General features: G+C 73.9%; 6 protein-coding genes. All 6 read left to right on the forward strand.

Features of this window, described 5'->3' with window-relative positions; genetic code table 11:
* Positions 1-2 precede the first annotated feature (2 nt).
* The 6 genes from ACQP0U_RS04750 (at position 3) to ACQP0U_RS04775 (ending at position 18986) form a co-directional block, all read left to right on the forward strand.
* Positions 3-3695, forward strand: a complete 3693-nt coding sequence (locus tag ACQP0U_RS04750) for an ATP-binding cassette domain-containing protein (RefSeq protein WP_433316087.1) — start codon at positions 3-5, stop codon at positions 3693-3695.
* Positions 3692-9430 (forward strand): amino acid adenylation domain-containing protein, encoded by a 5739-nt coding sequence (locus ACQP0U_RS04755; RefSeq protein ID WP_433316088.1) that lies wholly within the window; start codon positions 3692-3694, stop codon positions 9428-9430. The genes ACQP0U_RS04750 and ACQP0U_RS04755 overlap by 4 nt, the downstream gene beginning before the upstream one ends.
* Positions 9427-12981: a type I polyketide synthase gene (locus ACQP0U_RS04760; RefSeq protein ID WP_433316090.1), complete on the forward strand. Its 3555-nt coding sequence runs from the start codon at positions 9427-9429 to the stop codon at positions 12979-12981. The genes ACQP0U_RS04755 and ACQP0U_RS04760 overlap by 4 nt, the downstream gene beginning before the upstream one ends.
* Complete coding sequence (locus ACQP0U_RS04765) at positions 12885-16598, forward strand: amino acid adenylation domain-containing protein (RefSeq protein ID WP_433316092.1); 3714 nt, start codon at positions 12885-12887, stop codon at positions 16596-16598. Before ACQP0U_RS04760 ends, ACQP0U_RS04765 begins: the two co-directional genes overlap by 97 nt.
* Positions 16599-16610: 12 nt before the next feature.
* Positions 16611-17387, forward strand: coding sequence for a thioesterase II family protein (locus ACQP0U_RS04770; RefSeq protein WP_433316094.1), 777 nt, complete (start codon positions 16611-16613; stop codon positions 17385-17387).
* 306 nt (positions 17388-17693) lie between these two features.
* The gene (locus tag ACQP0U_RS04775) at positions 17694-18986 is read left to right on the forward strand and encodes a multidrug effflux MFS transporter (protein ID WP_433316096.1); all 1293 of its coding nucleotides are present in this window, start codon (positions 17694-17696) and stop codon (positions 18984-18986) included.
* The last annotated feature ends 39 nt before the right edge of the window (positions 18987-19025 follow it).

Raw genomic sequence — 19025 nt, forward strand, 5'->3', positions numbered from 1 at the left:
CCGTGTCGACAATCACCACACCGGCCCGCCCGAGTGCCGAACAGGACGCGGGACTGCTGTCCCGACTCTTCGTCCAGTGGCCCTCGATCCTGGTGAAGGCGTCCCTGCGCCGACCACTGAAGCTGTCGGACAGCCTGACGCCGCCCCGGTACGACCACCTGGAGCGGGTGACCCCGGTCTTCGAGCGTGCCTGGGCCGCCCGGCGGGACCAACCGGACGGGCTGCGGCGGGCCCTCTACCAGACCTACCGTCGGCGGTTCTGGTGGGCGGGCCTGATCTTCCTGGCCTACCAGACCTGCGCGACCATCGGGCCGCTGCTGGTGCGGGAGCTGATCGCCTGGTTCGAGGGCGACGGCCGGGGCCCGATGGTGGAGGGTCTGCTGATCGCCGCCGGCCTGGCCGGCTTCTACGTGTTGGACGCGTTGAGCCACAAGCACCAGTGGTCCGAGGTGTGGAAGACCGCGCACTCGATCACCGCGCTGCTGCGGACCGAGATCCTGCGCAAGTACCTGCGGATGGATCGTGGTGCCCGACTGGCCCACCCCTCCGGGGAGGTCATCACCCTCGCCTCGTCCGACGCCCGGCGGGTCGGGCGGGTCGCGTTCACGCACATGGCGTGGGCGGTGCCGCTCGGCATCGCCGGCTCCTGCGTGATCCTCTGGGTGCTGCTGGGCTGGGCGGCGCTGGTGGGCATCGTCATTCTCATCGCCGGCCTGTGGCTGTCGCACGTGGCCAACGAGAGGGTCTTCGCGCTGGTGCCGGCGATCCGGGACGCGAACGGCGTCCGGATCGGGCTGGTCGGCGAGTACCTGGGTGCCATGCGGACGCTGCGCACCCACGGCTGGGAGGACGTCGCCGAGCAGGCTGTCGGCCGGGAACGCGCGACGCTCAACGCGTTGCTGGTCCGCCGGCAGAAGCGGCTCGCCACGCTCTACCTGGTGAACGCCGCCGCGCCGGTGCTGATGGTGATGGCCACCCTGGTCACGTACGCGGCGCTGGGCAACGAACTGAAGGCGGCGGACGTGTTCGCGGCGATCGCCGTGCTCACCGTCCTCCGGTCCCAACTGCCCGAGCTGGTGCGCTACCTGGACATGCGCAACGAGTGGCGGGTGGCGTTCGGGAAGGTGACAACCTTCCTGCGGGCGCCGGACACCGCCGAGGCGTCGACCGACGACGACTCGCCGGCCGGGGCGGTCGACCTCGACGGCGCGTCGTTCACCTGGCCCGGGGCCGAGGCGGACGCCCGGCCGGTCCTGACCGGCGTCGACCTGCGGGTCGCGCCCGGTGAGTTGATCTGCGTGCTGGGCCGGGTCGGCAGCGGCAAGTCCGCGCTGCTCGCGGCGCTGGCCGGGGCCCTGCCGACGGTAGCGGGTACGGCACGGGTCGGCGGCAGCGCCGTCTACCTGCCGCAGCGCCCCTGGATCATGCAGGGCAGCATTGTCGACAACATCCGCTGCTTCTCGCCCGACGATCCGGACCGGTACGCGGCTGTCGTCCGCGCCACCGCCCTCGAGGCGGACCTGGCGGCGATGCCGGCCCGCGACGGCACGGCCATCGGCGAGCGGGGCGTGAACCTCTCCGGCGGGCAACGGCAGCGCATCGCGTTGGCCCGCGCCGCCTACGAGGACGCCGACGTCTACCTCTTCGACGACCCGACCAGCGCCGTCGACGACGCGGTCGCCGGCACCATCCTGGAGGCGCTGTTCGACGGGGTGCTCGCCGGGCGTACCCGGATCGTTGCCACCCACCGCCTCGACGTGGCCCGGCGGGCCGACCGGGTGGTGGTCCTCGACGGCGGCCGGGTGGTCGCGGCGGGCCGGTTCGCCGACGTCGCCGCGCAGATGCCCGACCTGCTGCCGGCCGTGGCCGCCGAGGCCGCGACGCCGTCCGACCCGGAGGGTGCCGGGCTGGACGAGGTGGCCGAGGAGGTGGCCGCCGAGGAGGAGGAGACGGTCCGCGCCGGTCAGGTCGGTTCCGCCACCTACCGCCGTTACCTGCACGTGCTGACCCCGGGCCTCCTCGCCGTCGTCCTGCTCGGCCTGGCCGTCGGCGGGCAGGCCGTCCTGGGCGGCTCGTCATTCTGGCTCGGCCACTGGACCGAGAACGCCGGGCAGGACACGCTGTACTACGCGGGGGTGTTCGCCGCCATCGGTCTGCTGGCGCTCGTACTGGATCGCGGGCTGTTCAGCTTCGCCTTCGCCCGGGGCGTGTCCGCCGGCCAGAACCTGCACGCGTCGATGCTGCACCGGGTCTTCCGGGCCCCGCTGTCGTTCTTCGACCGCAACTCCTCCGGACGCGTCCTGGCGCGGTTCTCCGGTGACATGGAGACCATCGACCTGGAGTTGCCGGAGACCACGATGGACACCCTCCGGGTCGCCGTCGGCCTGGTCGTGCCGTTGGCGGCGCTGGCCTTCACCAGTCCGTTGATGCTGGTGGCGGCTCCGCTGCTGCTGGTGGTCTACCTCCGCTGGCAGCGGCTCACCCGGGCCAGCACGGTCGAGGCGTCCCGGCTGTCGAAGCAGGCGAACGAGCCGATGCTCGCGCTGCTCAACGAGGCGGTCGACGGGGTGACCTCGATCGAGGGCCGGAACAGCCGGGTGCGCGGCTACCAGGCCGCGTTCGGTGAGCGGGTCCGCGTCGCGCACCACGCCGACTACACGGTCAACGCGCTGTCGCGGCACTTCAACCTGAAGCTCGACATGCTCGGCGCGGTCGTCCTGCTGACGTACGGGGTGCTGATCGTCGCTGTGGGCGGGATCGGCGCCGGGCTGGCCGGTGTCGGGGTCAGTTTCGTGTACGCGCTGATGGAGGCGCTGGCCATGAGCCTGATGACGGTGCAGATGATGGACCTGTCGCTGGCGAGCTTCGAACGTGTCGACGACTACACCCGGCTGCCGGTCGAGCCGACCGACGGGCGACCGGCCCCGGCCGGCTGGCCCTCCGCCGGGGAGGTCCACTTCGAGAACGTCACCCTGCGCTATTCGGAGGGTGGACCGGCCGCGCTGAACGGCGTGTCGTTCGACGTCCCGGCGGGCAGCAAGATCGGCATCGTCGGCCGGACCGGCAGCGGCAAGTCCAGCCTGTTCACCGCGCTGCTGCGGTTCGTGCCGGCCGAGCGGGGGCGCATTCTCGTCGACGGGGTGGACACCGCCACGCTGCGGCTGGCCGACCTGCGGGCCGCCGTCGAGGTGGTACCGCAGGATCCGGTGCTGCTGCCCGGTACCCTGCGGGACAACATCGACCCGACCGGTGCCTACCCCGACGCGGCGGTCACCGCGGTCCTCACCAAGGTGGGTCTCGCCGACCGGCTGCTCGGCGTGGGCGGTGGTGGTCTCGACGCGGTCCTGTCCGCCAACGGCGGGCAGCTCAGCGCCGGTGAACGGCAGCTGCTCTGCCTGGCCCGGGCGTTGCTGCGGGACGCGAAGCTGGTCCTCATCGACGAGGCCACGTCGAGCCTCGACGCCGAGACCGACGCCCGCATCCAGCGGCTGCTGGCGGTGGACCTCGCCGATGCGACGGTGCTCACCATCGCCCACCGCCGGGAGACCCTGGCCGGCGCCGACCGGGTGGTGACGCTCGACGGTGGGCTGGTGGCCCGGGTGACCGACCGCGATCCGGCCGGTGCGCTGGCCGGGGCGGCGAACCCGGTCGGGCAGCGCGCCGGCCAGCCGAGTCTCGGGGAGCCGGTGCAGTGACCGGATCGCGTGCGGTGTTCCCGGAGGCGGACGCGCTCGCCCACTGGCGGGCCGGGCTGGCCGGCGTTCCCACCCTGGACCTGGTCACCGACCGGGTCCGCCCGGCCCGTCGACGCCGGCACACCGACCGGGTGACGCTCACCGTCGGCCCGGACACCACCCGACGGCTGCACGCGGTGAGCGCGGCGGTGGGCGTCGCACCCTCCGTGCCGTTGCTCGCCGTGGGGCAGGTGGTGCTGGGCCGGCACGCCGGCACCCGGGACCTGGCCACCGCGACGCCGCTGGACGGCGCCCTGGTGCCGTTGCGCGGCAGGTGGGACGACGACCCGTCGGCCGCCCGCCTGTTCGCGCGGGTCGACGCCGGGTTGCGGGCGGCCGCGCCGTACGCCGGCGTCCCGCTGCACCGGGTCGCCGAGGCGCTCGGCCTACCCCACGACCCGAGTCGTGCCGCGCTCTGCCCGGTCGTGCTGGGGGTGGGAGCGGCCCCCGCCACGACCGGGGCGGTGCCGCCCGACCTGAGCGTGCTCTGGGACGAGCCGGGGCCCGACGGGGCGTCCGGCGTCCTCGCCTACGACCCGGACCTGTTCGACAGCGCGACGATGCGCCGGATCGTCGACCACTACCTGACGTTGCTCGACAACGCCCTGACCGACCCCGAGGCGCCGATCTCCAGCCTCGCGCACACGTCGGCGCAGGAGCGCGCGCTGATCACCCGGTGGGGCACCGGCGGCGGTACGGCAGGTCCGCCGAGCGTGCCGGCGGCGTTCCTCACCCAGGCAGAGGCGACACCGGACGCCGTCGCTCTGGAGTACGACGGCACCACCCTCACGTACGAGGAGGTGCGCGCCCGGGCCGACGCCCTGGCGACCGTCCTGACCGGACACGGGGTCACCCCGGGCAGTGTCGTCGGCCTGGCGATGGGCTCGTCCGCGCAGTTCGTCGTGGCGATGCTCGCGGTGCTCGCCACCGGGGCGGCGTACCTGCCCCTGGACCCGTCCTACCCCGAGGCGCGGCGGGAGTTCATGCTGCGCGACAGCGGGGCCCGGCTGCTGCTCGCCGATGGTCCGGTGGCCGTCGTCGACGACCTGCCGGTGCTGAGGCTCGACCGGCTGGTGCTGCCCTCGGGACGGTCCGCGTCGACGTGGCCGCTGACGTACCCGACCCAGCGGGCCTGCGTCCTGTACACCTCCGGGTCGACTGGGCAGCCGAAGGGGGTCGAGACCACCCACGGCGGGATCGTCCGGCTCGTTCACCGCGCCGACTACTTCCCCGTCGGGCCCGCCGACGCGGTCGCCCAGGCGGCCAACGTGTCGTTCGACGCGGCGAGCTTCGAGGTGTGGGGTGCGCTGCTCAACGGCGCGCGCCTGGTGGGCATCCCCAAGGACGACGTGCTCACGCCGTCCCGGCTGGGTCTCCGACTCGCCGAGCACGGCGTCACGGTGCTGATGCTCACCACCGCCCTGTTCCACAGGTGCGTGGACGCCGACCCGGCGATGTTCGCCCCTCTGCGCTCTCTCTACTTCGGCGGCGAGCCGGCCGACGCCCGCCGGGTCGCCACGCTGGCCGCCGCCCTGCCGGGGTTGCGCCTCGTCAACGGGTACGGCCCGACCGAGTGCACCACCTTCTCCAGCACCTGGGAGGTGACCGACCTGCCCGGCGACGCGGCGCGGACGCCGATCGGCCGACCGATCGGTGGGGAACTGCTCTACGTCCTCGACGACCACGGCCGGCTGACCGGCATCGGTGCTCCGGGGGAGCTGTTCATCGGCGGCGCCGGTCTCGCGCACGGGTACGTCGGCAGGCCCGACCTGACCGCCGAGCGGTTCGTGCCGAGCCCCTTCGAGCCCGGCGCCCGCGTCTACCGCACTGGTGACGTGGTGCGGTGGCGCGAGGACGGTCAACTGGAGTGCCTGGGCCGGGCCGACCAGCAGGTCAAGATCCGCGGTGTCCGGATCGAGCCGGACGAGATCGCCAGCACCCTCACCACCTGCCCGGGCGTCCGGGCCGCCGCCGTCGCTGTGCACGGGGACGGCGACGAACGTCGGCTCGTCGCCTACGTCGTCCCGGACGACGCCCCGGTCCCGGCTGGTGAGCTGCGCGCTCACCTCGCCGCCCGGCTGCCCGAGGCGATGGTGCCGACCTGGTACGTGCCGCTGGCGGCGCTGCCGGTCACCCCCAACGGCAAGGTGGACCGCCGAGCGCTGCCCGCGCCCGACGCGCACCACGGCGTCCGGGCCGCCGACGGCGTGCCGCCCAGTGGCCCGATCGAGGAACTGGTCGCACGGACCTGGCAGGACCTGCTCGGCGTGCCGGTGGTGTCCGCCGCCGACGACTTCTTCGCCCTCGGCGGCCACTCGTTGCTCGCGGCGCAGATGGTGGCGCGGATCGCCGCCGCCGCCGGTGTGCGGCTGGGTGTCCGCGCCGCCTTCGAGGCGCCCACCGTCGCCGCACTCGCGGCACGCGTCGCCGACGCCGGCCCGGACGAGGCCCGCCTGCCGGTGCCGGCCGCCGGCCCCGGGCCGCACCCCCTGTCGTACGCCCAGCAGCGGCTGTGGTTCCTCGACCGGCTCGACGCTGGTCAGGCGGTCTACTCGGTGCCGCTGGTGCTCACCGTGGACGGCCCGCTCGACGTCGACGCCCTCGACGCCGGCCTGCGAGGGCTGGTGACGCGGCACGCGGCGCTGCGGACCCGGCTGGTGAGGATCGACGGCGAACCCCGGCAGGTCGTGGACGACGAGCAGCCGGTCGTCCTCACCGTGGATGACCTGCGCGACCGGGCCGACCGTGACGAGCAGGCCGACGCCCTGGTGCGCCACGCCGCCGCCCGACCCTTCGACCTCGCCACCGGGCCGCTGGCCCGCTGGCACCTGATCCGGCTGACCGACGAGCACGCGATGCTCCTGATCACGTTGCACCACGCGGTCTGTGACGGCTGGTCGATCGGTGTGCTGATCCGTGACCTCGGCGCGTTCTACGCCGCCCGGACCATCGGCACTCCCGCACCGGTCCCGCTCACCGTCGAGTACGTCGACTACACCCTCTGGCAGCGCGCGCTGCTGGCCGGCGACGCGCGGACGACCCAGCTCGCGTACTGGGTGGACCGGCTCGCGGGTGCGCCCGCGGCTCTGGACCTCCCGACCGACCGTCCCCGCCCGGCCACTGCCCGGCACCGGGGGGAGACGTTCGACGTACGGCTGCCCGCCGCCCTGGTCGAACGCCTCGACGCGGTGGGACGGCAGCACGGCGTCACCCGGTTCATGGTGCTTCTGGCCGTGTTCCAGCTGGTGCTGGGCCGGTACGCGGACGTCCGCGACGTGAGTGTCGGCAGCCCGGTGTCCGGGCGCACCCGCTCCGAGTTCGACGACCTGGTGGGTTTCTTCGTCAACACCGTCGTGCTGCGGACCCGCTGGCAGGACACCGAGACGTTCGTCGACGTGCTGGCCCGGGTGCGGGACGCGGTGCTCGGCGCGTACGAGCACCAGGACGTTCCGTTCGAGCAGGTCGTCGAGGCGGTCCGGCCACCACGCGACCCCAGTCGTACCCCGCTGTTCCAGGTCATGCTGTCGGCACAGAACCTGCCTGAGCGGACCGACGCGGTACCCGGCCTGTCGGTCGGGGTGACCGAGCCACCCGGTCTGGTGGCGAAGTTCGACCTCACGGTGGCCTGGGACGAGGTGCCCAGCGCCACGGGCGAGCTGCGCGGCACCGTGGAGTACGACGTCGACCTGTTCGACAGGGACACCGCCGAGCGGCTGGCGCACAGTTACCGCACCCTGCTGGAGTCGGCGCTGAGCACACCGGACGCCCCGGTGTCCACCCTGGACCTGCTGCCCGGCCCCGAGCCGGTCCCGCCGGTCGGCGGGTCGACCGACGCGCCGACCGCATCGACTCTGCACGGCCTGGTCGCCGCCGCCGCGGCGCGCTGGCCGCAGCGCCCGGCGCTGGTGCAGGGCGACCGGCAGGTCAGCCACGCGGAGCTGGACAGCCGTGCCGCCGCGGTGCACGCCCACCTGACCGCCCGGGGCGTACGCCCCGGTGACACCGTCGCCGTCCTGCTGGAGCGCAGCCCCGACTGGCCGGCGGCGCTGCTCGGCGTCCTGCGCGCCGGGGCCGCGTACGTGCCACTGGACCCGGCGATCCCGCCGAGGCGGTTGGCGCACGTCCTCGCCGACTCGTCGGCGGTGCTGCTGCTCGGCTCCCGCGAGAACCGCCCGCCCGCCGCCGACCTGCCGTTCGTTGCGATCGAGGACGCGTTGCTCGCCGCCCCGGCCGCCGCCGGCACGCCGGTGCACCCGTCGGCGACGGCCTACGTGCTCTACACCTCGGGCACCACCGGGCAACCCAAGGGCGTCCGCGTCAGCCACGGCAACCTGGTGCACACCCTGGAGGCGGTCGCCGGGCACTATGAGCTCACCCCCGCCGACCGGGTGCTCCAGTTCGCCGCGCTCGGCTTCGACGTGGCCGCCGAGGAGCTGTTCGGGACGTTGATCCGGGGCGCGGCAGTGGTGTTGCCGCCGGCCGGGCCGGCGCCCGGTCTCGACGAGTTCACCGCGCTGGCCCGCCGGGAGCGACTCACCGTGCTCAACCTGCCGGCGTCGTACTGGCACGAGTGGGTGGCGGTGCTGGACCGTCACCCGCCCGCCTCCTGTCCGGACCTGCGACTCGTCGTGGTCGGCAGCGAGCGGGTCGACGCGGGACGGCTCGCCCAGTGGCGCGCCGCCGCGCCGGAGGTGCGCTGGCTCAACGCGTACGGCCCGACCGAGGCCACCATCACCGCCACCGTGCACGAGCCGGGCGGCGACTGGGAGCCGGGCACCGGCAGCGTCCCGGTGGGGCTGCCGCTGCCGGGCGTGCGGGCGTACGTCCTCGATCGTGGACTGCGGCCGGTGCCGCGCGGGGTCCCGGGGGACCTGTGGCTCGGCGGACGCGGGGTGGCGCAGGGCTACGTCGGTGACCCGGCCCGCACCGCCGTCAGCTTCCTGCCCGACCCGTGGGGCCCGCCCGGCGACCGCATGTACGGCACCCGGGACCGGGTCCGCCTCGGTGTCGGTGGGGTGATCGAGTTCCTCGGCCGGGAGGACGACCAGGTCAAGGTGCGCGGCTTCCGGATCGAGTTGGGCGAGATCGAGGCCGCGCTCGGTGCCCACCCCACGGTCGCGGAGGCGGCGGCGGTGCTGCGCGAGGACGTGCCGGGCCGACCCACGCTGGTCGGCTACGTGACGCCCGGCGGCGTGGACGTGGCGCTGCTGCGCGCGCACCTGGCCGACCGGCTGCCCGGGTACATGGTGCCGGCCACGATCGTCACGCTGAACCGGCTGCCACGCAGCGAGAGCGGCAAGGTCGACCGGGTCGCCCTCGCGCCGCCCGCCGCCCCGACCCCTGCCGGGGTGGGTGTGCCCGGCAGCGAGTTGGAGCGCGCGGTGGCGGCGATCTGGCGCGACGTGCTGGTCGTCGACGAGGTGGGCGTCGACGACAACTTCTTCGACATCGGTGGGCACTCGCTGCTCGTGATGCGGGTGCAGACGCACCTGTCCGAGCGGCTGGGTCGCACGGTGCCGGTGGTGGAGCTGTTCCGTCACCCCACCGTGCGGGCACTCGCCCGGCACCTGGCGTCCGGGGACCGGACGCCGGCGATGTCCGCCGGGCACCACCGCGCCGAGACACGCGCCGCCATCCAACGGGCGCGCACACCGCGACGTCGGCCGGGCCGGCATCACGACAGGGGGGACGCATGATGACCGAGGAACGCACGCTGCCCGACACCGCCATCGCCGTCGTCGGAATGGCGCTCCGGGTTCCCGGGGCAGCCACCCTCGACGCCTTCTGGAGCAACCTGCGCGACGGGGTCGAATCGCTCACCACCCTCGACGACGCCGACCTGATCGCCGACGGCGTCGCACCCGAGGAGTTCAACCACCCCGACTACGTCCGTGCCCTCGGCGTCCTCGACGACCCGGCCGGCTTCGACGCCCGCTTCTTCGGGTTCTCGACCCGTGAGGCGCAGCTGCTCGACCCGCAGCACCGGATCTTCCTGGAGTGCGCCTGGGAGGCGTTGGAGCACGCCGGTCACCCGTTCGACTCCACGACACCGGTGACGGGTGTCTACGCCGGGGTGGGGGAGAGCTCCTACCTGCTGCACAATCTGCTGCCCAACGCGGATCTGGTGGCCCGGGTCGGGGCGTTCCAGACCTCCATCGGCAACGACAAGGACTTCCTGCCGACCCGGGTGTCGTACAAGGTCAACCTGCGGGGCCCCAGCATCAGCGTGCAGACCGGCTGCTCCACTTCCCTGGTCGCCGTGCACATGGCCGCGCAGGCGCTGCTGGCCGGCGAGTGCGACGTCGCGCTGGCCGGCGGCGCGACGGTCATCGCCCGCCGCCGTGGCTACCGGCACGCCCAGGGCGGCATCCTCGCCGCCGACGGCCACTGCCGGGCGTTCGACGCCGAGGCGACCGGCACGGTGGCCGGCAGCGGCGCCGGCGTCGTCGTGCTCAAGCGGCTCGCCGACGCGATGACGGACGGCGACCTGGTGCACGCCGTGATCCGGGGCTCGGCCGTGAACAACGACGGCGACCGCAAGGTCGGCTTCACCGCCCCGAGCGTGGACGGGCAGGCCGACGTCATCGCCGAAGCGCTCGCCGTCGCCGGGGTCGACCCCGGCACGATCGGTTACGTCGAGGCACACGGCACCGGCACCCCGCTCGGTGACCCGATCGAGGTGGCCGCGTTGACGAGCGCCTTCGGTGACCTGCCTCCGGGCAGTATCGGGCTCGGCTCGGTCAAGACGAACATCGGGCACCTCGACACCGCCGCCGGGGTCGTCGGTCTGATCAAGACGGTGCTGGCGCTGCGGGCCGGCGAGATCCCGCCGTCGCTGCACTTCCGCACCGCCAACCCCGAGCTGGGTCTGGACTCGAGTCCCTTCCACGTCGTCGCGGCCCGCACCCCATGGCCCGGCGGGGTGCGCCGTGCCGGGGTCAGCTCGTTCGGCATCGGGGGCACCAACGCCCACGTCGTCGTGGAGGAGGCCCCGACCCGCGCGGCGGGCCAGGAGAGCCGCCGGCGGCACGTGCTACCCCTGTCCGCCGCCACACCCACCGCCCTCGACACGGCTGCCGACCGACTCGCCGCGCACCTGAGCGCCCACCCGGACACGCCACTGGCCGAGGTGGCGTACACCCTGCAACGCGGCCGGCGGACCCTGCCGTACCGCCGGACGGTCGTCGGCGGCAGCCCCGCGGAGGTGGTCGAGGTGTTGCGGCAACCGGCGACCCGGCCGGCCGAGACCGCCACCGACCGCGCGGTGCTGTTCACCTTCCCCGGTCAGGGCGCGCAGCGCACCGGCATGGCGCACGCCCTCTACGTCGCCGAGCCGGTGTTCCGCTCCGAGGTGGACCGGGCCGCGGACCTGCTGACGCCGTTGCTCGACACGGACATCCGGGACCTGCTGTTCCCCGCCGACGACCAGCGGGAGACCGCTCGGGATCAGCTCCAGCAGACGCGGTACGCGCAGCCGGCGCTGTTCGTCGTCGAGTACGCGCTTGCGAAGCTCTGGGCGCACTGGGGCGTACGACCGGCGGGGCTGCTCGGGCACAGTGTGGGTGAGCTGGTGGCCGCCTGCCTGGCCGGGGTGTTCGCGCTGCCCGATGCGGTGCGCCTGGTCGCGACACGCGGTCGGCTCATGCAGGCGGCGGAGCCGGGCGTGATGCTCGCGGTGCCGCTGGCCGAGGCCGAGCTGCTGCCGCTGCTCGACGATGTGCTGGACCTCGCCGCCGTCAACGGCCCCCGGCAGTGCACCGTCTCCGGGCCGCCCGAGGCCGTGGTGACTCTCGAGGCCCGGCTGCGCGAGCGGGGGGTGGCCTCGACCCGGCTGGTCACCTCGCACGCGTTCCACTCCCGGGCAATGGCCGCCGCCTCGTCGGCGTTCGAGGCGGAGGTGGCCCAGGTGCCGCGCTCGGCGCCGGAGATCCCCTTCGTGTCGAACGTGACAGGTGCCTGGATCACCGCCGAGTCGGCCACCAGCGCCGCGTACTGGGCCCAGCAACTGCGATCGACCGTCCGCTTCGGCGACGGCCTGGCGGCGCTGCGCGACGTCGACGCCGACGCCGTGGTGCTGGAGGTCGGCCCCGGGCGGGTGTTGACCCGCCTCGCCGGCGGGTCGGCCGCCCGCGCGGTGGCGTCGCTGCCGTCGGCCGGTCGGGACGCCGACGCCGAGACGGAGCTCCTCGCCGCCGCCGGCGCGCTGTGGCAGATGGGCGTCGCGATCGGGTGGGAGGCGCTGCACGGTGACGTGCCGCCCCGGCGGACGGTCCTGCCGGCCTACCCGTTCGAGCGGGAACGCTGCTGGGTCGATCCTCCCCGCGACACGGTGACGAGCCGGGCGGGTGCCGACGGGCTCGTCGTGCGCGGCTACCGCCGGGCCGGCGGTGCCGGGCCGGCGACCACCGGGACCGGTGCCTGGCTGGCCGTCGACGCCAGTCTGCCGGACGGCGTCGTCGACGAGCTACGCGCGGCGGGAGCCCGGGTGATCGCCGCTGACCTCGATCCGGCGACCGGCGCGCTCCGTACGTCGCTGTCGCCGCAGGAGCGGATCAGCGGGGTGCTGCTGGCGGTTCCACAGGGCGACCCGGCACCCACGCTCGCGGCCCTGGGCGACGCGCTCACCAGGCGCGGCGACGCGTACGCCCGGGTGGTCGTCGTCACCGACGGCGCGCTCGACGTGACCGGCACCGAGACGCTGGTGCCGCCGCGCGGCGTGCTCGCCGGTTGGGCGACCGGCGGCGCGCCCGGCACCCGGATGCTGCTCGACGTGCTCCCGGCCACGACGCCGGTGGCCGCCCGCCGCCTCGCCGCCTCGGTGGTCCGGGAGGTCAGGTGCGCGCACCCCGAGCCGGTGGTGGCCCTGCGGGGCGGGCACCGCTTCCTGCCGCACGTCAGCGCAGCTCCGGCTGCCGCCCCCGAGCGGCACACCGGCGCCCGGTACCAGCTCGCCGGCGACACGGTGATCGGTGCCGCGTTCCGGCGGGCCCTCACCACCGCCGGTGCGAGCGTCGACGACCCTGGGGGTGCCGGTCAGCCCGGTCCGGTGACCGTGCTGGTGCCGGTGGACGCCCGCACGTCCGCCGACGAGGCCCTGGCCACGCTGGCCGCCGTGGGCGTCGGCGCGGGGAGCCGGTCAACGCCGTCGAGGTGCACCTGCTCGGCGGTACGCCGGACAACCCGCTCGCCGGCCACCTCGTCGCGCAGGCGGCGGCGCTCGGCCGGGAGTCCGACGCGGAGTGGGTGACCTACGGGTGGCCGGTGGCGGACCTGTCGGCCGTCGAACGGACCGCCGCCCGGGTGGTGGGCGCGGCGGTCTCCACCGGGCACGTGGTGGTCACCGTGCTCGACGAGACCGAGGGCGGCGCGGCGGAGGACCGCAGCGAGGTCCACGCGGTCGAGGACCCCACCGAACGCGAGGTGGCGGCGATCTTCGCCGACCTGCTCGGCGAACGGGACGTCGCGCCCACCGTCGGCTTCTTCGAGCTGGGTGGGCACTCCCTGCTCGCCGCTCAGCTCGTCGCCCAGGTCGGCCGGGTGTGCGGGGCGGACGTCCCGCTGCGGGCCTTCGTCGCTGACCCGACGGTCCGTGGTCTCGCCGCCGCGGTGCGCGCGGCCCGCGCCGAGGCCGGTGTCAGCGGCCCCGAGTCGCTGCCGGCCGTCGTGCCGGACCCGGCGTCGGCGCACCTGCCGTTCCCGCTGACCGATGTGCAGCAGGCGTACTGGATCGGCCGCACCGGCGTGTTCGAGCTGGGCAACGTCGGCATGCACGGCTACGAGGAGTTCGACGTCCCCGAGCTGGACGTGTCGCGGTTGCAGCGGGCGCTGCGCCGGCTGATCCGGCGGCACGGGTCGCTGCGTACCGTCGTGCTGCCGCACGGCGAGCAGCAGGTCCTCGACGAGGTACCGGACTACGTCGTCGTCACCGAGGACGTGCGGGGTCGCCCGGCCGCCGAGGTGAACGCGAGCCTCGAGCGGACCCGCGCCGCCATGTCGCACCAGGTGTTCGTGCCGGACCGGTGGCCGCTGTTCGAACTGCGCGCCACGCTGCTCGACGAGGGTCGGGGGCGGGTGCACTACAGCATCGACGGCCTGATCACCGACGCCTGGGCGTCGAGCATCGTGATGCGTGAGTTGACACTGCTCTACCACGAGCCGGACGCGACCCTGCCCGAGCTGGAGTTGAGCTTCCGCGACTACGTGCTCGCCGCGCGGGCCGCGGAGTCGACCGAGCGGTACCAGCGCGCCGCCGCGTACTGGCAGGAGCGGGTGCCGACACTGGCCCTCGCTCCGGAGTTGCCGCTGGCCGCCGACCCGCACACCATCGCCGCTCCCCGCTTCGCCCGGCTCACCGGGCAGGTGCCGGCGGACGAGTGGGACACCGTCAAGGCCGCCGCGTCCCGCCGCGGCCTCACTCCGACAGCGCTGCTGCTGGCCGCGTACGGCGAGGTGGTCGCCACTTGGTCGAAGAACCAGCGGTTCAGCCTCAACCTGCCGATGGCGCACCGGTTGCCGCTGCACCCGCAGGTCGACGCGATCCTGGGTGACTTCACCTCGGTGACGCTGTTGGAGATCGACGCGGGCGGTGCGGCGTCGTTCGAGACCCGTGCCCGGACGATCCGGGACCAACTCCTCGCCGACCTCGACCACGGACTGTTCAGCGGTGTGCGGGTCGCGCGGGAGTTGAAGCGGGTACGCGGTGACGCCGCCGCCGTCATGCCCGTCGTGTTCACCAGCCTGTTCCAGGGCATCGGCGGGCACCCGCAGATCGGCGAGGTGGTCTACTCCATCTCCCAGACACCGCAGATCTGGATCGACACCCAGGTGTACGAGATGGACGGTGCCCTGGTGCTGGACATCGACGCCGTCGAGGGCCTCTTTCCCGAGGGCATGGTCGCTGCCATGCACGCGGCGACGCTGTCGGTGCTGCACTGGCTCGCCGCCGACGAGGCGCACTGGGCCGAACCGGTGCCGTCGCTGGTGCCCCGCGCGGAGCTGGCCGCCCAGGCGGCGTACAACCGCACCGAGGCCCCGTTGCCGGTGGGCCTGCTGCACGAGCCGTTCTTCGCCACCGCCGCCCGGGTGCCCGAGCGCCCGGCCGTGATCACGCCGACCCGGACGCTCACCTACGGCGAGCTGGCAGACCGCGCCCGCACGATCGCCGGCCACCTGGTCGGTTTGCGGGTACGCCCCGACGAGCTCGTCGCTGTGGTGATGGACAAGGGCTGGGAGCAGTGCGCCGCCGTCCTCGGTGTGCTCGCCGCCGGGGCCGCGTACCTGCCGATCGATCCGGACCTTCCGGACGAGCGGGTGCGTTTCCTGCTGACGCACGGCCGGGTGCGTGTAGTGCTGACCCAGGGCCGCCTGGCCGGCCCCGAGGCGCACCGGTTCGGCGACGTCGAGGTGTTGCGGGTGGACGAGCTGCGGGTCCTCCCGGCGGGCGCGCTGCCGGCGATCGACACCACGCCCCACAACCTCGCGTACGTCATCTTCACCTCCGGGTCCACCGGCCTGCCCAAGGGCGTGATGATCGAACACGAGGGGGCGTTGAACACCGTCGTCGACATCAACGAGCGCTTCCGGGTGGGCGAGGACGACCGGGTCCTGGCACTGTCGTCGCTGAGCTTCGACCTGTCCGTGTACGACGTCTTCGGTCCGCTCGCCGTCGGCGGCGCGGTGGTGCTCCCGGAGGCGGCGGCACACCGCGATCCGGCCGCCTGGCTCGACCTGCTCACCAAGGCCAACGTGACGATCTGGAACTCGGTGCCGGCCCTCATGGAGCTGTTCGTCGAGCACCTCACCGTCCGGGAGGCCACCGGCGGCCTGCGACTGGTCATGCTCAGCGGCGACTGGATCCCGGTCGCCCTGCCGGACCGGATCCGGCAGACGCTCGACCGGCCCGAGGTGGTCAGCCTCGGTGGCGCGACGGAGGCGTCGATCTGGTCCATCCTCCACCCGATCGGGGCGGTCCCGGCGGAGTGGACGAGCATCCCGTACGGGCGGCCCATGGTGAACCAGACCTTCCACGTCCTCGACGACGCGTTGCGACCCCGACCCACCGGGGTTCCCGGGCACCTGCACATCGGTGGTGTCGGCCTGGCCCGCGGCTACCTGCACGACGAGGCGCGGACGGCGGCGAGCTTCGTCGTGGACCCGGCCACCGGAACCCGTCTGTACCGCACCGGTGACCTCGGCCGGTTCCTGCCGAGCGGGGAGATCGAGTTCCTGGGCAGGGAGGACTTCCAGGTCAAGGTGCAGGGTTACCGCATCGAGCTGGGCGAGATCGAGACCGCCCTCGCCCAGCACCCCGAGGTGCGCGGCGCGGTGGTGGTGGCGCAGGGCGAGCCGCGTGGCGCGAAGCGTCTCGTCGCCTTCGTCGTCCCCCGGGTCGCCGGTGCCGTGCCCACGGACGTGCGCGAGTTCCTCGCGGGCAAGCTGCCGGGGTACATGGTGCCGGCGGCGTTCCACGAGATCGACGAGCTGCCGCTGACCGCCAACGGGAAGGTCGACAGGCGACCACTTGTGGAGTTGGCCGACGCGGTCGAGGCGGACGACGTGCCGTACGTGGCACCCCGCTCCACCCTGGAGGAGACCATCGCCGAGGTCTGGGCCGGCATCCTGCGGGTCGACCGGATCGGCGTGCACGACAACTTCTTCGCCCTCGGCGGTGACTCGTTGCTGGCGATGCGGGCGGTGGTGCACCTGCGCAAGGCGTTCGACGTGCAGGTGCCGATCCGGGTGCTGTTCGACAGTCCCACCCTGGAGGCCGCCGCGTTCGCCATCGAGGACCACCTGCTCAGTGAGCTGGAGGAGATGTCCGACGAGGAGGCCAGCGCCCTGCTGGCCGACGAGCCGACGTACTAGGAGAGCCGTTCCGTGAACCGCCTCACCACCCACCCGCCCGGCCGCGCCCAGGGCTGGCTGACCGCCGGGCCGCGCCGCCGCGTCACACCCGCCGTCCGACTGATCTGCCTGCCGTACGCCGGTGGTGGGTCCTCGGCGTACCACGGGTGGCAGGAGCTGCTCGGCGACGACGTCGAGGTCTGCCCGATCGAGCTGCCCGGGCGGCAGTCCCGCTGGCGTGAGCCGGCGTACACCGGGGTGCGGCGGCTGGTGGAGGCCCTCGCCCCGGCGCTGGCCCCCGAGCTGGGGGTGCCCTACGCCCTGTTCGGGCACAGCATGGGGGCGCTGGTCTCCTTCGAGTTGGCCCGCGAACTGCGCCGCCGCGCGGTTCCGCCGCCCCGGGTCCTCTTCGTCGCCGGTGGCCTCGCGCCGACGCTGCGGCGTACCTCTCCGAATATTCACGACCAACCGGACGCGGTGGTCGTCGAACGGCTGCGTGAGCTGGGCGGTCTGGACGAGGAGATCCTTGCCGAACCCGAACTGCTCGACCTGCTCCTGCCCGCCATCCGCGCCGACTTCGCGGTCTGCGAGACCTACGAGTACAGGCCGGAGCCGCCGCTGAGCTGCCCGATCGTCGCCTTTGCGGGGGACCGGGATCGGGAGGTGCCGCCGGATCGGGTCGCGCCGTGGCGGGAGCACACGTCGGCCGGGTCCACCCTGCACGTGCTGCCGGGCGGGCACTTCTTCCCGATGACGGCCCGGGACGCGCTGCTGGGCACCGTCCGGGCCACCCTGAGGGCGGAAAGTTAGACGGAGGGCGGGCCGGTCACCCGGCCCGCCCCAATCCGGCACAGTCCGGCAGGCGAGTCTCACGGCGGACGGGGTGGGGTGACTCCCCACACACCGGGAACGTCACACACCGCCGGGGTGTTGCCGACCGAGAGAATCACCCTCGGACCATCGCGCCACCCGGCCACCCCCGCCACGACCCCTGCCTCGTCACATCCACGCTGCCCACCGCCGGGCACCCCACACCGGGACGCCGCGTCCGCGCGGCGCCGGTGACGCCCGCGCCGCCGCTCGTGACGACGCACCAGCTTCCGCAGAGAGATCGAGATGATGAAGCAGTTGGTGGACAAGACCGGACACGAATCCGCCGTCGCGCAAGAGGTGCTGCCCGGCGACCTGATGACCAACCGTCAGCGGGCGCAGCTCGTCCTGGTGCTGGGCGCCCTGATCGCGATCGGGCCGCTGACCATCGACATGTACCTGCCCGCGCTGCCGGCCATCACGGCGGGCCTGCAGACCACCGAGACCGCTGTGCAGTTGACGCTGACCGGCACGCTTGTCGGTCTCGCGTTGGGCCAGTTGCTGATCGGGCCGCTCTCCGACGTGGTTGGGCGACGGGTGCCGCTGCTGGCCGGTCTGGCCGCGCACATCGTGGCATCCGTGCTGTGCGTCTTCGCACCCAACATCGAGGTCCTCGGCGGGCTGCGCGTACTTCAGGGGCTCGGCGTCGCCGCCGCCACCGTGGTCGCGACGGCAGTGGTCCGCGACCTGTTCAGCGGTACCTCCTTCGCCCGGATCTTCTCCCGGCTGATGCTCGTCATGGGCCTGGCGCCCATCCTCGCGCCGACGCTCGGCAGCGGCCTGCTGAGCTGGACCGACTGGCGGGGCGTCTTCGCGGCGCTGGCGGTGCTGGGCGCGCTGCTGATCGTCGTGGCCGCGTTCCGGCTCCCGGAGACCCTTCCGGTGGCGCGTCGGCGGCACGGCGGGGTGAGCGCCACCCTCCGCGACTATCGGGGGCTGCTCAACGATCGGGCGTTCGTCGGCCTGGTGCTGGTCGCCGGGCTGGCGATGGCCGCCCTGTTCGCGTACGTCTCGGGTTCGTCGTTCGTGCTCCAGCAGGAGTACGGCCTCGACGAGCAGCAGTTCGGCATCGCCTTCGGGGCCGGCGCGGTGGGCCTGATCGGGGCCACCCAGTTCAACGTGCGGCTGCTGCGCCGCTACACCCCGCAGCAGATCCTGGTCAGCGCCCTGATCGCCGGAACGGCAGCCGGACTGCTGCTGGTCATGTTCGCGGCGACCGGCATCGGTGGCCTGGGCACCCTGCTCGCGTCACTGTGGCTGGTCCTGGCGGCCGCCGGTCTCGCCCTGCCGAACGCGCCGGCACTGGCGATGAGCCGGCACAGCGAGGCCGCCGGCACCGCCGCGGCGCTGCTCGGCGCGGTGCAGTTCGGCATCGGTGCGTTGTCGGCGCCACTGGCCGGTCTGTTCGGCACCGGGAGCGTACCGATGGCGGTGGTCATCGCGGGCGGCATGGCCGCCGCGCTGATCGTCATGCTCCTCGTCGTGCCCCGCGCCGGCCTCGGCACAGTCGACCCGGACCTGGCGATCGCGCTGCACTAGCCCGGAGGAGACGGAGGGCGGGCCGGTCACCCGGCCCGC

This window comes from Micromonospora sp. CA-269861 (assembly GCF_050948505.1).
Taxonomy (GTDB): Bacteria; Actinomycetota; Actinomycetes; order Mycobacteriales; family Micromonosporaceae; genus Micromonospora.